Origin of the sequence: Methanoregula sp. (genome assembly GCF_035543475.1) — an archaeon.
In the GTDB taxonomy this organism is placed as follows: Archaea; Halobacteriota; Methanomicrobia; order Methanomicrobiales; family Methanospirillaceae; genus Methanoregula.
Genome location: NZ_DATKKA010000004.1, coordinates 41,927 through 56,293 on the forward strand (window position 1 = coordinate 41,927; position 14,367 = coordinate 56,293).

Sequence of the window (14,367 nt, forward strand, 5' to 3'; positions counted from 1 at the left end):
ATGCAGGAAAACCAGAAAACCAGAATGCCTACCGGGATTGCATCACTCGACCCTATTCTCGATGGCGGGGTCCCCCCGGGAACCCTGACCCTCCTCCTTGGGGAGATCGGGGCTGGACACTATGAATTTGTTTACAGCTCAACGGTAAATTCCCTGGAAGCAATGGGAGAGAAGTCCCTGCCTGGCATCCTGCTCCCGAAAAAAATCCTGTATATTACCTTCACCCGGCTCGAAGATGATATCCGCAATGAGATCAGGAAGTCGTTCCAGGGGGATACTCCCGACGAGAAAATGGGGGGACTCGCCTTCGAGGATCTTTCTGATCTCTATTTTGACCGGAGCATTGTTCCTGATTCCTGGTACAGCCGCAGCGATACGCTGACCCGGCTCCAGAAACGCTCCGAGCATGCCAATATTTTCATGCGGCTTACCGAGATCTTTGCTGCAGCGGAAAAGGACAGCGTGATCGTCCTTGACTCAATCACCGATATTGCCACCCAGACAAACCTTCCCAATCTCTGGGCAGACCTGACCGGCTTTCTCCGGGGCCTCCAGAGGCTCTCCAAGACAAAAAACCTGACCATCTATCTCCTGCTCAGCCGGGGCATTATTGAAGAGGCAAAGGAGATCGAACTAGCCGATATTGCCGATGCAGTCTTTTTGTTCCGGTGGGAGGAGAGCACCGGGGCCCGCCGCCAGCGGGTGATGTACTTCGAGAAGTTCCGGGGTGTTATGCCCCATCTTGAAGAGCAGGACCTGGTGAAATTTGCGGTCAGGATATCCACGACCGGCGGGTTCGAAGTGAGCAATATCAGGATGGTCATATGAACGGGAATCGCGTCAGGGTGGGGATCTCCGGGCTCGATGAAATGCTCGGGGGCGGGTTGCTTACCGGGAGCATCTGCGCCATCATAGGAACTTACGGTACCGGGAAAACCACGTTTTCCCTCGAATTTATCTGGGACGGGCTCAAGCGCGGGGAGCGGGCCATCTACATCAGCCTCGAAGAACGCGAAGAGAGGCTGATCCTGTACATGAAACAGAAAGGCTGGGATGTAGAGCCGTTCATCAACAAATCCTTCTTTATCATCAAACTCGATCCCACAGATTTCAACCTCGCAAACAACCGGATAAAAAACGAGCTCCCAAACCTGATCAGCGAGGTCCAGGCAACCCGGGTCGTCATCGACCCGATCTCGCTTTTTGAGGATCTCTTCTCGAATGATGCAGAGCGGCGGCGTGAGATGTTCCAGTTTGTCGATGGGTTGCGGGACAAGAAGTGCACTATGATGATGACCTCCGAAACGGACAGCAACAATGTCTTTTCGAGCCGGCACGGGTTGATCGAGTATCTCGCCGACACAGTTGTCCTGCTCCGCTATATCCGGTCAAGCGACCTGACCGATGTCCACCTGGCCCTCGAAGTGGTGAAGATGCGGATGTCCGCCCACTCCCGCGAGATCAAGCCCTACGAGATCGAGCAGACCCAGGTGACGGTGTACTCGGAAGCGAACGTGTTCTGATCCCAGGCACCGTTTTTTTAAGGCAATTTTTTTTAGGGCAATGCCCTGAAATATCAAGATATGAAATCCCCCCTCCGGCGAAGGATCACGGATATCGCTACTGGAAAGACCCCATGTCAGATCCTCCATCATGAATGTGGATAATCCGGCCCCGATTTGAACCCGGATGACCCTTTCCGGGATCCCATCAGAGCCCAAATTGGGCTTCTTTTCAAAAAAGCCTAAATTGGCCTTATTTTTGCAATCGGACGAATTATACGGTTCGCGTATTTGCGTTTTTTTTGGGCGGATCTCAGTGCCGTTTGGCTTTTGCAGGATCCCGGAAAAAGAGGCCGTCAGAAGGCCGTTATGGGCCGTTTATGTGCATTATATGGGGCTCAAATTTCGCGTATTTCGGCAAACCGGTGGCTTATTGTGCGTTATTTTCTTTATCTGGAGAAGATGTGGTGTCAGGTATATGTAAGGAGAACCACATATCCTGGTTTTTCGGTACGGGCCGACGTTTGAAAAACCATGCAGCATGTGAGCTGGATTTAAGAAGAAAAAAAATTCCGGGATCGGAGATCCACTCAGATCGTTACGCCGAATATATTGAGCAGGACGAGCACGAGCACGCCCGGCAATCCCCCGACACCGCACACGATGAGCGTGGCAAGGCTGTACCCGAGATCGGGCCGGCCCACCCACTGCATGACGTGGAAGAAGTTGAGGACAAACAAAAGGAGGAGGCCGAGAACGGCGTTGACCACGAGGATTGCCATCTTTTTTATCAGGAAATACGCGATGGCGAGGATGGCAACGATCAGGACAACCGCGAGAAGAAGATCACTCATAGTTACTTACCAATGACCCGTGTCTTTTTAATTTTTACCGGGGGCAGGATGTAGGATCCGACCGCCCGGTCCTTCGTTCCCAGGGCCTCAATGTTACCGAGAAGCTCGAAAAAGTTGCCGGTGAGCATGGCCCCGCGGACCGGTTCGGCAAGTTCGCCATCCCGGACGCGGAACGGGTTGGACATCTCGACAGAGAAGTCCCCGCTTAAGGGATTGGCCGTATGGGCCCCTACCACGCCATGGACATAGATCGCGGGTTCATCGAAGAGTGCCTCCCGCTTCCCGTCCACGACAAAATTGTGGTGACCGATAGCGGGGAGCCCGGCAAAACCGCCACGGATGGCGCTCGCGGTGGACTGCAGCCCGGCACGGTACGCGGTTTTCAGGTCGTAGGCAAAACCGGACAGGATGCCGTCTTTTACGAAATCAAGCCGCCGGGTGGGTGTTCCCTCGGCATCAAACCACGTGCTCCCGGCAGCGCCCGGGCGGTGCGGGTCGTCATAGAAAGAGATGCCCGGGGCCGCAACCGCTTCACCGATCTTTCCGGCAAGCTTTGAGCGTCCCTGCAGGACATTGCGCCCGGAGAGCGCCGGGACAAAGATCCCGGAGAGCAGGTCGGCAAAGGCCATGGGGGAGAGGATGATATCGTACTCCCCGGAGGGGATATCTTTGCCACCCTGTGAGCGGGAGGCAAGGCAGGCCGCCCGTTTCCCGACGCGGCGGGGGTCCACCAGCCCTTTTTCCCATGCATGGTCAAATTCATACCCGGTGGACTGGCCGCTGATGGTCTCAAGCGAGATCGAGAGATCCGACTGCCGGGAGGTATACCGGACGCCATGGCTGTTTGCGATCGTAACCTCGCCGGCAGCAACCCCAGCCCCACCGGACGTGACCGCAGCGTCCGGGTACCCGGAGGCCCCGTCAAGCATCCCGTCAAGCATTTCCTGAGCTGTTGCCGGTTCGATGGCAAGTGTGGGATCCCAGGCAAAGTCTGTTTCCGGGAGCGCTGCCGGCTCCGGCAGTCCCTTCCATTCCTGCGGTGTAGCGAGCCGGCCGCCGGCAACAGCGGCATCGAGACAGGCCTGCCATTGCCGCGGGTCGTTGGTGCTCGACGACCCGATCCTCCCCTTGTCAATGGTGCGTATGCACATGCCGGTCTCCACCGATGAGGAGCAGAGGGCCACGCGGCGCTGTTTTAAGTCTGCAGACACCGAGGTGCCGGAGAACCAGTACACCTCCAGCTCGCCGACCCTCTTTTCCCCTTCCCGGAACAGCTCCTCAATCCACGCCACTGCCACCCACCACCGCATCGCACAGGAGCACCAGCGGTGCCCCGTCGCTCACCGGCACGCTCTGGCCACCCTTCCCGCAGTATCCCGGGTGCATGACCCGGTGTCTGCCGCACAGGGTAATCCCGTGCAGCGTGGAGAGGATCTCGCCTGAGAGCGAGACATCCCGGACCATCGTTGTCCGCTCGCCGTTCTCGACCAGGTAGCCGTACTCCGCGTTGAACTGGAAAACCCCCCGGCCCGGGTCCACCTGCCCTCCCCGCGAACCAACCAGGTAAATCCCGTTTTTGCATTCCGAGAGGATCTCGTCATCCGTTGCATCACCGGTTTCGATAAACGTGTTGCTCATCCGCACGAGCGGCGGCTCCCCGGGCATGGCACGGGCATGGCCGGCAACGCCGTTTCCTACGGCTGCAAGCGTCTGCCGGTTATGGAGGAAGGCATTCACCTTTCCGGCGCGGATAATCTCGGTCCGTCCCGCAGCAATCCCCTCGGCATCGACCGGCTCAAAGCCGAACTCCTGCAGGGAGGGATCGTCCACGATGGTGAGCCGGTCATTGCCGATCTTCTCGCCGGTACGCCCTTTGAGTACGGAATTCCCCTCTTCGATGAGGTCGCCTTCACTTGCATGGCCCACCGCCTCGTGGGCAAAGACCCCGGCCAGCTCCGGGTCGAGAACCGCGTGCATTTTTCCGCCCTTTGCGGCCCCGGCATCCAGAAGGGCAACCGCGGTCGCTGCCGCTTTCCGGCCCATATCCTCCCGGTGCCGGAGGTTGAAACCGCGGAGGGTGTGATCCGGTTCATAGCCCATCTGGACCGTCCCGTTCCGGGAGGCGACCGCCATCACGGAAAACCCCGAACGGCAGGTCTCGTACCGGTATTCGTTTTTTGAGCTGTCCATAAACCAGACGTTCTCGATCCGTTCCAGGTAATTTGCCCGCCGGCTGGTCACGAGCGGATGGTCTGCTGCTTTCTCTATGGCAAGGAGGAGGGAGGCCTTCTCTTCGATCCCCACATCCCGGCAGTCTTCTTTTACCGGGGGGACCGGGCGCAGGGCCCGCGGGCCGTCACCCAGGCTGACTTCGTCGTCAGTGAGGTGCGCAAGTTTCTGGGCCGATGCCAGGAGCTCGTAAAATTTTTTCCCGGGCTCATGGACGTAATTGTCGAATGTGAGGACACCCCACCCCCGGGGCCCGAGGACCCGGAGCACGGCCTTGTTGAAAAAAACGGTGCCGGCCGACTCGATCACACCCTTGTCCACATCGATGTGGGTCGACTGGCCGCTGACCTGGCGCAGGTCATAGTACCGGATGCCGGATGGTTCGGTCATGCCGTGGTCGTATTGGTCGCCGGTGCTTCGGCAAAGACCGAGGTGGACCGGATCGCCATCTTCCTGAGCTTGGAGAGGAAGCCGTCCATGTTCTCGGGAACGAGCGCATGCTTGAGCACTTCATCGATGGTATCGACAGGGATGATCGTGACCTTCGATTTGTACTGCTCCTCGATCAGGACATCGTTGATGTTCATCCTGGGGATGAGCACGGTCGTGATCCCGGCCTTTGCTGCTGCCTCGATCTTGTAGGTCACACCGCCAACCGGGAGCACATCGCCCCGGACCGAGAGCGAGCCCGTCATGGCAAGATCCTGCCGTACAGGGATCCCTTCGATCGCGCTGATCACGGCGGTCGCCACGCTGATGGATGCGGAATCGCCCTCGATCCCCATGTACGTCCCGATGAACTGGATGTGGATATCGATGTTTTTCACATCCTTGCCGGTGAACTTTTTGAGAATTGCGCTGACGTTCTTGATGGACTCCTGCGCAATCTCCTTTAACAGGCCGGTGGCGATCACTTCACCGCCTTCCTTCCCGATTGCCGGTGTCACCTCGGCCATGATCGGGAGCACCGAGCCGGCGTCGCTGCCGGTGACGGCAAGACCGTTCACCCGCCCGACCCGGGTCCCTTCGACCACCGTCATCTCGTATTCGCGGAGGTGCCGGGTGACCTCATCGGAGACCTGGTCTTCAATCGATCGTGCGGTCTTCTTTGCCGTGACAACGTGGGCTGCCGTGGTCAGCGTTGCCCCTTCCTGCCGGGCGATATCGCCGGCAACCCGGATGAGACCGCCCATGTCCCGGAGCTTTAAGGTCAGGTGCCCCTTGCGGTTGGAGCGCCGGCGGGCCTCGCGGATGATCTCGTCGATGGCGCTCTTGTCGAAGTGCGGGATCTTCCCGTCGTTCTTGACTTCCTGGGCAATGAACCGGATATATTTCTGCTGGTTCTCAGGCGTATCTTCCATGCTCTCGGCCATGTAGACCTCGTAGCCGTAGCCGCGGATACGGGACCGGAGCGCCGGGTGCATACCCTGGATTGCGTCGAGGTTGCCGGCCGCGACCATCACGAACCGGCAGGGGACCGGCTCGGTCCGGACCATGGCGCCGCTCGAGCGCTCGCTCTGGCCGGTGATGGGAAACTCGCCTTCCTGGAGAGCGGTGAGCAGGTTCTGCTGGGAGTGGGGATCGAGGGTGTTGATCTCGTCGATGAAGAGTACCCCGCCGTTGGAGCGGTGGATGGCCCCTGCCTCCACCCGGTCGTGCGCCGGGGTCTCAAGACCGCCGCTCTGGAACGGGTCGTGCCGTACATCCCCCAACAGGGCCCCGGCGTGCGAGCCGGTCCCGTCGATGAACGGAGCATTGCTTTTTACATCGTTTGCCACGAGCAGCTTGGGCACCATCCCTTCCTCGCGGGGCATCGTGTAGCGGAGTGCCATGAAAACAAAGGCGGCCGCGATGATTCCCATGAGCCACTGGTAGGTGATGAACGCGTACCCGATGATACCGATGATCAGGATCAGGAGAAGGGTATTCCTGAACTGGACCTTCTTCTTGGCCTCTATTTTGTGGGCGGCAACGATCTGCTTGCCTCTCCCGGCAGCGACCGTCCGTATAATGGGGTTATTGGGGTCGTCGGAGTTCGGGTACACCAGGATGTCCTGGAGCTCCTCTTTTGGCAGGAGCTCGGCCATCGCTTTTGCGAGCATGGACTTACCGGTCCCGGGGCTCCCGATCATCATGACATGCCGGCGCTGGATGGCGGCTTTCCTGATAACTTCGACGGCACGCTCCTGGCCGATCACCTGGTCGATCAGCTTGGGCGGGACCTCGATCCGGGAGGATGCTCCCTCCGGGTTGGGTGCCGCTTCAACCGGAGCTTTTGGCCCGGGCTCTGCCTGCCCGATGACCGTGGCGGGTTCCGGCTGCAGGGGCCCTGAAGCGGCATTATCCTGCACCGGTTCTTCTGGTTTTACATTTTCCATTGGAATTTGTACCTCTTTTTCCACCCTTCAGTGTGCATATATCTTGACGCATGATAGTTTAAGTACTTTCAGCAGTATGCAACCCCCTTGTCAGGCTGAAAAAAAGGGGGAAAAATAATACGCACGGCAGGATGTAATAGTAAAGCAGGGAAAAGTACTCCCGCACCCTTCAAAGGGACAGGTACGTTACCATGAAAGTGATCAGCACGGAGAGCTCCCAGATTCTTGCCGCCCGCCTCGCTACGGCGCTCAACACGGGTATGGTCGATGTGAAATTTTCCCGGTTTCCCGATGGCGAACTGTACCTCGCTGCCGGCGAACTGGACGATGAGACCGTTATTGTCGGCAGCGTTACCGGCAGCGATGCCCTGGTCCAGCTGCTCCTGTTGATCGATGCCTGCGAGGGCTCAGAAAACCACCTGGTCATTCCCTACATGGGGTACGCCCGGCAGGACAAGAAGTTCAAAAACGGCGAGCCGATCAGCGCCCGTGCGATCGCCCGGCTGTTCAAGGACAACGTGGCGGACTGCATCACCGTCAACATCCACGAGCCGGACGTGCTGAAATACTTCGGGGTTCCCACCAAAAACATCTCGGTGGGAAAGGACGTGGGTGCGTACATACAGACCCTGCACCTCAAAAATCCCCTTATCCTCGCACCCGATGACGGGGCGATGGCCTTTGCAGAGGGCGTGGCGGCCGTGGGAGGATGGGACTGCGACCACCTTGAAAAGACCCGGCTCTCCGGGGTCGAGGTGAAGATGGCGCCAAAGAAGCTGAGCGCTGCTTCACGGCCCGTGGTGATCGTGGACGATATTATCTCGACCGGCGGTACGATCGCAACGGCGGCATATATGCTGTACCAGCAGGGGGCGACCGATGTGTACGCGGCCTGCGTCCACGGTGTGCTGATCGGCGGGGCGTTCGTCCACTTGAAAGCGGGCGGGATCCGGGACGTCTTCTGCTGCGACACCGTTGAGCGGGGTTGCAGCCGTATCTCCGCGGCAAAGAGTATTGCCGCAGCCCTGAAGGGATGACCGCAGGGGTACTGACACGACCATGAAGTGCGTGCTGGATGCCACGGTTTTTTTTACGGATTACCCGGTGAGCGGGGAGTGCTACACCACCCCGTCCGTGGTAGATGAGCTCAGGGACCTCAAAAGCAAATGCCGGTTTGACCTGCTCGCTGGTGCCGGGCTCCGGGTCTGCCCGCCGGAGGCAGGAGAACTCGAACGGGTCCGGGCAGCAGCAGAGCGCTCCGGGGATAAGGCCGTGATCTCCGCAACCGACTGCGATGTCCTTGCCCTGGCCGGGCAGCTCTCGGCGACCCTTGTTACGGATGATTTTGCCGTCCAGAACGTGGCAGCGGCCCTGGGGATTGCCGTGCAGCCGATCCAGCAGCGGGCCGCAAAAGCCATCCGCTGGAAATACCGGTGCAGCGGCTGTGGGCGGTACTTTAAAACCGACGGTGAATGCCCGGTCTGCGGCGCAATAATCAAACGAAAACTTAAATAGATTACCACAAATCTTTTTTCATGTCTTCCCTTGACGATCTGATTGCCCGGGCAAAGCTCCTTTTATCCGAGGGCCACAGCCCCGGCCAGATTGCAGACGAGCTGTCCCTCTCCATGGAAACGGTGACCTGGCTTTTGACCCAGGCAAATTGTGGGGCGGCAGCACCAAAAGACGTCCACATCGACTGGACCGCGGTGAGCAGCCAGGCGCCCCTGCTCGACGGGATTGCCCTGATGCTCCTGAACCGGTACTATAGTGCACAGAAAGACGAGGAGGCTGCATCAGCGGACGTAATCGTGGGCATCGCCCTCTCCGGTATCCCCCTCGCAACGGTCATCTCCGTCCAGGAAGCCGCAAAGCTTGCCATCTACCATCCCTCCAAGCAGAACACGAGCGACCGCCCGGTGGGATCGATCAGCGGGAATTTTGCGCCCGTGGCAAAGGAGCGCTGCATCATTGTCGACGATGTGATCACCTCCGGCAATACGATGCGGGAAGTGGTCAAGTACCTCAAGAAGCACGGGGCGGTGCCGGTCGCCATCTGGGTCATCTTCGATAAAAGGGGCATCCGGGATATTGACGGCGTGCCGGTCTATTCGCTCTTCACGATCTCCCGGATCGATTAATCTCTTTTTTCTGGATCCCGGGACCGGTTTTATGTCGCGCGATCGCCAGCAGATCCGCACCACCCGCCTCAGCCCTGCCCGACCGCTCCCCGCCTCTCAGGATCACGAAGAGATTGCTATATATAGAAGTTCAATTCCACCTTTTACAGCATTAGAGGATCATCTATGTTATCTGGTCAACCAATTATCATCCTAAAAGACAATGTAGACCGCAATACCGGCAAGGAGGCGCAGCGTTCCAATATTATGGCCGCAAAAGCGATTGCCGGAGCGGTCCGGACCACGCTTGGTCCCCGCGGCATGGACAAGATGCTCGTCGACTCAACCGGCGATATCGTCATTACCAATGACGGTGCCACCATCCTCCAGGAGATCTCGGTCCAGCACCCCGGTGCAAAGATGGTCATCGAAGTGGCAAAGACCCAGGATGACGAGGTCGGCGACGGGACCACGACTGCCGTGGTCATCGCAGGCTCGCTCATGGAGCAGGCCGAGTACCTGCTCGAGCAGGGTATCCACCCGACCGTGATCGCCCAGGGCTACCGGCTGGGTATGGAAAAGGCGCTCGAGATCACCCAATCGCTCTCGTACAAGGTCGATCCCAAGGACAGAAAGACCCTCATGAAGATCGCCGATACCGCGATCACCGGCAAATCGATCGAGTCGGTCAAGGGAAAACTCGACGGGATCATCGTTGACGCCGTGATGGCCATCGCGGAGAAGGTTAACGGCAAGTACCTCGCCGATGAAGATGACGTGATGATCAAGAAGCAGAAGGGCCGGTCCATGGATGACGCCGAGCTCGTCCGCGGCGTGGTCATCGACAAGAAACGCATCAGCGAGGACATGCCCACAAAGATCACCGGGGCAAAGGTCGCACTCATCGCCCTCCCCATGGAGATCGCGAAGACCCAGGTGAAGGCAAAGATCAAGATCTCCACTGCCGACCAGATTGCAGCCTTCTCCGAACAGGAGCGGGCAACCTTAAAGAAACTCGCCGACGCAATCATTGACACCGGTGCAAACGTTGTCCTCTGCCAGAAGGGCATTGCCGATTCGGTCCAGTTCTTCCTTGCGAAAAACGGCATTTACGCCGTCGAGGACGTCCCGGAAAAGGACCTCAAGTACGCTGCCCGGGCGCTCAATGCAAATATCGTCAACAAGCCCGAGGACCTGACCGCAAAGGACCTTGGCCATGCCGAGGCTGTCGAAGAGGACCACGATATTGACGTGACCCGCATCTCCGGCTGCAAGAACCCCAAGACCATCACCATCCTGCTCCGGGGCACCAGCGACTACCTGCTCGACGAGCTCGAGCGTGCCGTGGTCGACGGGACCCGCGTGGTCATGGACGCAATCGAGGACGGCACCTTTGTTGTCGGCGGCGGTGCGGTCGAGACCGAGCTCTTAATGAAAGTCCGGGACTACGCAGAGACCGTCGGGGGCCGGGTCCAGCTGGCCATCGAGGGATATGCAAAGGCGTTCGAGACCATCCCCCGCACCCTTGCGGAGAACTCCGGGTACAACCCGATCGACAAGCTCGTTGCGCTCAAGAACGCCCATGCAAAGGGCAAGAAGACGGCCGGCCTCAATGTCTACACCGGCGAGGTCGTGGACATGGCAGCCGAGGGCGTCATCGAGCCGCTCCGGTCCAAGCGCCAGTCCATCGAGAGCGCTTCCGAGACTGCCATCATGCTCGTCCGCGTGGACGACATGATGATCACCCAGAACAAGGGCATGCCGCCGGGCATGCCGCCCATGGCATAATCCTCTCCCCCACGATACCTTTTTTCCCGGTTCCTTTCCCTGGAAGATCTCCTTTATCCCCTGCAGGCCGGCAGGAGAGGAAAGTCGGGGATACCTATTTGTGGAATCGCAAAGAAAATGATCAGAAACCGGGTGCCGAGGTAGTCTAGCCCGGGAAGGCGGTAGCCTCGAAAGCTACTGGCGCTTCGCGCCTCGGGAGTTCAAATCTCCCCCTCGGCGTATATCCAGCATTTTTTTCCGGAACAATACGTTCCGGCCGGCCATTTCCGGGACCTGCGTTGAGCTCCCCGGAGAAATCCAAAAGGGCGGAAGTTTAATCCCGGAATTGGATTATATTCAAAATTTTTTCGTTTTTTCCCTTTGCCGGAATAAAAAAATATTAAATACGCCATGTTCCCAGTATATTGTACTAAGGAGCGCGAAGCCCGGCGCAATGCCAGGGCCCGTTCCAGGGAGAAGGCGACCATGTTCCGAATCAGGAAGAACAAGCCGGCGATATCGGCGGAGGCAAAGAACTTCCGTACGGTACGGCGCCTTAACATCAACCGGACCTACACGCCTCTCAAGATCGGAGTAATCGCCGGCTATATCCTGCTCGGGATGATGTCGGCGTCCTCCTCCATGTTTGGCATTATCGTGGGGGCGCTGGCTCGGTTTGCCGGCCTCTGATCGCTTCTGTTTTTTGTCACCTTTACCGCGGTTATGCGGTTACCCGGCCTTACGGCGTCACGATGACGGCTCCCTGCATGGAGGAGTAGATGCTGCAGGTATAGTTGTATACGCCGGCCTTGTCGAACTTCACGGAATAGGACTGGCTGGGGGAGAGGGCAAACGTATTGATCTTTGCATCCGGGGAGAAAAGGACCGAGTGCGTGACCTTGTCCTCGTTGACCCAGCGCACGATGGAACCGGCGCTCACGGTGATCTCTGCCGGGGTATAGGCCATCTTCTGGATGATCACGGTATTGGCCGAGACCGAGACCGTGGTGGGGACGGTTATCGGCAGGGCGGTTGCCTGCGGTGCAGCGGCAGGTGTTGCGGTCGGGGTCACGAGGCCCGGCGGCGGGGGAAAGATCTGGCTGCACCCTGCCACCAGCAGGAGCGCTATTGCGGCCGTGCAGAGAACAATGGCGTATTTCATCACTGGTGCTCCGAAAAGGTACCTGATATCATCTCCACGTCTGTCTCCTTAAAGATACTCTGCGTCGCCTGGCACCGGTGCTTTCTCTGTGGCTGCCGTGTCCGGCTCCTCCGCCGCAAGGATGGTGATTTCCTGTCCGGCAAGGGACCGGATCACCTCCCCGGCGCGGTAATAATCGAAGAGGATCATCTCCCGGAAGGATGCATCCGGCAACACCCGGGCAAACTTCCAGGGATCCGGGGCGGGCAGCGGAAGAGAGGCTGCCACCTTCTCCGGCGGGAGCGAAGGAATGGCCCGGAGGGCCCCTGCCACGCGTTCTGCTGCGCCGGTCTTTCCGGCCCCGCTGATGCGGACCCGGAAATCGTCGTACCTGACCCGGACCCGGCCGAGCACCCCCCGGAGCAGGGAGGCGAGTACCTGGTTGTTCCGGCTCCCGGCAAAGGAATACACCACGACCTCCCGGCCACGGGCGGGCCGCTCTTCCCGGACAAAGATCCCCTCTTCGCTGATGTCGTCCGGAAAAACGCCCAGCGCTTCGCGGAGGACAGACGCCTCAGCATCACCGAGGGGGAGGGTGCTCCTGCCCCGGGCAAGGATCTGCCGGATACCCCCGCAGATGACCGGGGAGAGGCCGGCGTCGCTGCCGGCTGACCGGAAGATCCGGGAGGACATCTTCGCCTGTGCGCCCGGGACCACGACCACGAGGCGGTGGCTCTCGTCGCACTTTACCACCGACCAAGCCGACCCCCCGAGGACAAAGCCGCCCGGGTCTTCCTGGTGCGCAAACCGGGCATCCAGGCTGCCCACCACATCGCCATCCGGGGTTACCGCCCGGTACTCACCGCCCCCGGCGATCACCGAGTACAGCTCCCGGAACCGGGACCGCCCGAACACGCGTTCGGCCTCGGGCCCCGGCATCAGCATCCCGCCATCTGCCGAAAGGTACCCGGCAGCAACGAGGTGGGAGAGAAGCCCTTCGATCTCTGCTGCGGAGAAGCCCGCAAACGCATAGTATGAACGCAGGTCCCGCACGACCGCCCCCCGGCCCGCCCGGGACGCCGACAGGATGTACAGGAAAATTTGCTGGACAAGCACGTTCCAGGGTTTTTCCGGGGGATGGAGGGGCTCGGTCCGCTTCTCCCGGGCACACTCGATGGTGGCGCAGCTGGCCAGGAGCTCGCCCGGCCCGCTCAGGAGCCAGGCTACCGAGGCGACCTTCTCCCGCCGGCCGGTCCGGCCCATCCGCTGCAAAAACGAGGAGACCGAGTCCGGCGGGCCGACCTGCACCACGATGTCCAGGTCCCCGATATCGAGGCCCAGCTCAAGCGTGCTCGTGCAGATGATACACGCCCCTTCCGGCCCGTGGAACGCTTCCTCTGCCTCCTTTCGCTTTTGCGGGGCAACCGAGGAGTGGTGGATGTGGAGGTTTGCGATCCGGCCTGCCGCTGCCTGCACGATGGCTTCCGTTGCCGTGCGGCTGTTGACAAAGACGAGCGCCTTTTTTCCGGCAACCAGCCGGGCGAGCGCATCGATCTGCCGGTCCGGGTCGGGTTCGATCACGAACCGGAACGCCTTTTTGGCCGGTGGCGGCGGGACCGAAACAAGCCGGGCAGTCCCCCGCCCGCCCGAGAGCCATGCGAGCACCTCCTCCGGGTTTCCCACGGTGGCCGAGAGCCCGATGCGCTGGACCGGGGCGGCTGCGATCCGGTCGAGGCGGTCGAGCAGGACGCGGAGGTGCACGCCCCGCTCCGATTCGACAAACGCATGCAGCTCGTCAACAATGACGTACCGCAGGGACCTGAGCGCCGCAAGCCGGTCCGGGGTATGCAGGAGGACCTCGAGCGACTCAGGAGTGATCAGCAGGAACTGCGGGGGATCGGCCGGGTCCCATCCCCGCCCGGCCCGGGGCACGTCTCCGTGCCACACGGCAAGCGAGAGACCGAGGGGCCGCGAGAACGCAGCGAGACGCTCCTCCTGGTCGTTGATGAGCGCCTTTAACGGAGAGATACAGAGGCACGCCACACCCGGGGCGCCGCTCTTTACCAGGTCGTCGATGACCGGGATCAGGGCGGCCTCTGACTTGCCCCCGGCGGTCGGGGCGATGACAAGCGTATCGCTCCCGCTCCGGATCGCTTCATACGCCTGCTCCTGCACCTCGCGGAGCCCGCTCCAGCCCAGCCGTTCGGAAAGGACTGCCCGGAGGGACTCGTGCAGGCGGGGATACGCCGACAGCCTGTTCGTACTACTCCATTGTGCCCGGCGTGTTATGGCCTTTGCGGCGGTGCAGCCGGGCAAAAGCCCCTCCCGCACTTTTTTGGGCTATAAAAAACCTTTTTTGGTCACAGGCCGGACGTG

13 protein-coding genes and 1 tRNA gene are annotated in these 14,367 nt (G+C 60.0%); 8 read left to right on the forward strand and 6 right to left on the reverse strand.

What is annotated here, in order from left to right; translation table 11 throughout:
• Window positions 1–828, forward strand: coding sequence for an RAD55 family ATPase (locus VMS83_RS00670; protein WP_325408856.1), 828 nt, complete (start codon window positions 1–3; stop codon window positions 826–828).
• On the forward strand, window positions 825–1,523 hold the full coding sequence (locus VMS83_RS00675; protein WP_325408858.1) for a KaiC domain-containing protein: 699 nt from the start codon (window positions 825–827) through the stop codon (window positions 1,521–1,523). Before VMS83_RS00670 ends, VMS83_RS00675 begins: the two co-directional genes overlap by 4 nt.
• A gap of 569 nt (window positions 1,524–2,092) precedes the next feature.
• Here VMS83_RS00675 and VMS83_RS00680 read toward each other — a convergent pair.
• The 4 genes from VMS83_RS00680 to lonB are packed head-to-tail and all read right to left on the reverse strand — an operon-like array spanning window position 2,093 to window position 6,963.
• The gene (locus VMS83_RS00680; RefSeq protein ID WP_325408860.1) at window positions 2,093–2,356 is read right to left on the reverse strand and encodes a pro-sigmaK processing inhibitor BofA family protein; all 264 of its coding nucleotides are present in this window, start codon (window positions 2,354–2,356) and stop codon (window positions 2,093–2,095) included.
• A gap of 2 nt (window positions 2,357–2,358) precedes the next feature.
• Window positions 2,359–3,648: a TldD/PmbA family protein gene (locus VMS83_RS00685; RefSeq protein WP_325408862.1), complete on the reverse strand. Its 1,290-nt coding sequence runs from the start codon at window positions 3,646–3,648 to the stop codon at window positions 2,359–2,361.
• Window positions 3,635–4,975, reverse strand: coding sequence for a TldD/PmbA family protein (locus tag VMS83_RS00690; RefSeq protein WP_325408864.1), 1,341 nt, complete (start codon window positions 4,973–4,975; stop codon window positions 3,635–3,637). The genes VMS83_RS00685 and VMS83_RS00690 overlap by 14 nt, the downstream gene beginning before the upstream one ends.
• Window positions 4,972–6,963, reverse strand: coding sequence for an ATP-dependent protease LonB (lonB, locus tag VMS83_RS00695; RefSeq protein ID WP_325408866.1), 1,992 nt, complete (start codon window positions 6,961–6,963; stop codon window positions 4,972–4,974). Before lonB ends, VMS83_RS00690 begins: the two co-directional genes overlap by 4 nt.
• Before the next feature lie 191 nt (window positions 6,964–7,154).
• On the opposite strand from lonB, the gene VMS83_RS00700 reads away from it, so the two are divergent.
• The 6 genes from VMS83_RS00700 to VMS83_RS00725 all read left to right on the forward strand — a co-directional run bounded on the left by VMS83_RS00700 (window position 7,155) and on the right by VMS83_RS00725 (window position 11,540).
• Window positions 7,155–8,000 carry a ribose-phosphate diphosphokinase gene (locus VMS83_RS00700; RefSeq protein ID WP_325408868.1) on the forward strand — a complete coding sequence of 282 codons (846 nt, stop codon included), beginning with the start codon at window positions 7,155–7,157 and terminating at the stop codon, window positions 7,998–8,000.
• Between the two features lie 22 nt (window positions 8,001–8,022).
• On the forward strand, window positions 8,023–8,478 hold the full coding sequence (locus VMS83_RS00705; protein WP_325408870.1) for a nucleotide-binding protein: 456 nt from the start codon (window positions 8,023–8,025) through the stop codon (window positions 8,476–8,478).
• 20 nt (window positions 8,479–8,498) lie between these two features.
• On the forward strand, window positions 8,499–9,104 hold the full coding sequence (locus VMS83_RS00710) for an orotate phosphoribosyltransferase-like protein (RefSeq protein WP_325408872.1): 606 nt from the start codon (window positions 8,499–8,501) through the stop codon (window positions 9,102–9,104).
• A gap of 165 nt (window positions 9,105–9,269) precedes the next feature.
• On the forward strand, window positions 9,270–10,871 hold the full coding sequence (gene thsA, locus VMS83_RS00715) for a thermosome subunit alpha (protein ID WP_325408874.1): 1,602 nt from the start codon (window positions 9,270–9,272) through the stop codon (window positions 10,869–10,871).
• Window positions 10,872–11,005: 134 nt separating this feature from the next.
• Window positions 11,006–11,090: transfer RNA gene (locus VMS83_RS00720), tRNA-Ser, on the forward strand.
• 246 nt (window positions 11,091–11,336) lie between these two features.
• Window positions 11,337–11,540, forward strand: coding sequence for a hypothetical protein (locus VMS83_RS00725; RefSeq protein ID WP_325408876.1), 204 nt, complete (start codon window positions 11,337–11,339; stop codon window positions 11,538–11,540).
• Between the two features lie 49 nt (window positions 11,541–11,589).
• Here VMS83_RS00725 and VMS83_RS00730 read toward each other — a convergent pair whose 3' ends face one another.
• Together VMS83_RS00730 and VMS83_RS00735 are read right to left on the reverse strand one after the other, a co-directional pair.
• Window positions 11,590–12,012 carry a cupredoxin domain-containing protein gene (locus VMS83_RS00730; protein WP_325408878.1) on the reverse strand — a complete coding sequence of 141 codons (423 nt, stop codon included), beginning with the start codon at window positions 12,010–12,012 and terminating at the stop codon, window positions 11,590–11,592.
• A 48-nt stretch (window positions 12,013–12,060) separates the two neighbouring features.
• Window positions 12,061–14,307, reverse strand: a complete 2,247-nt coding sequence (locus VMS83_RS00735; protein ID WP_325408881.1) for a DEAD/DEAH box helicase — start codon at window positions 14,305–14,307, stop codon at window positions 12,061–12,063.
• Between the last annotated feature and the right edge of the window lie 60 nt (window positions 14,308–14,367).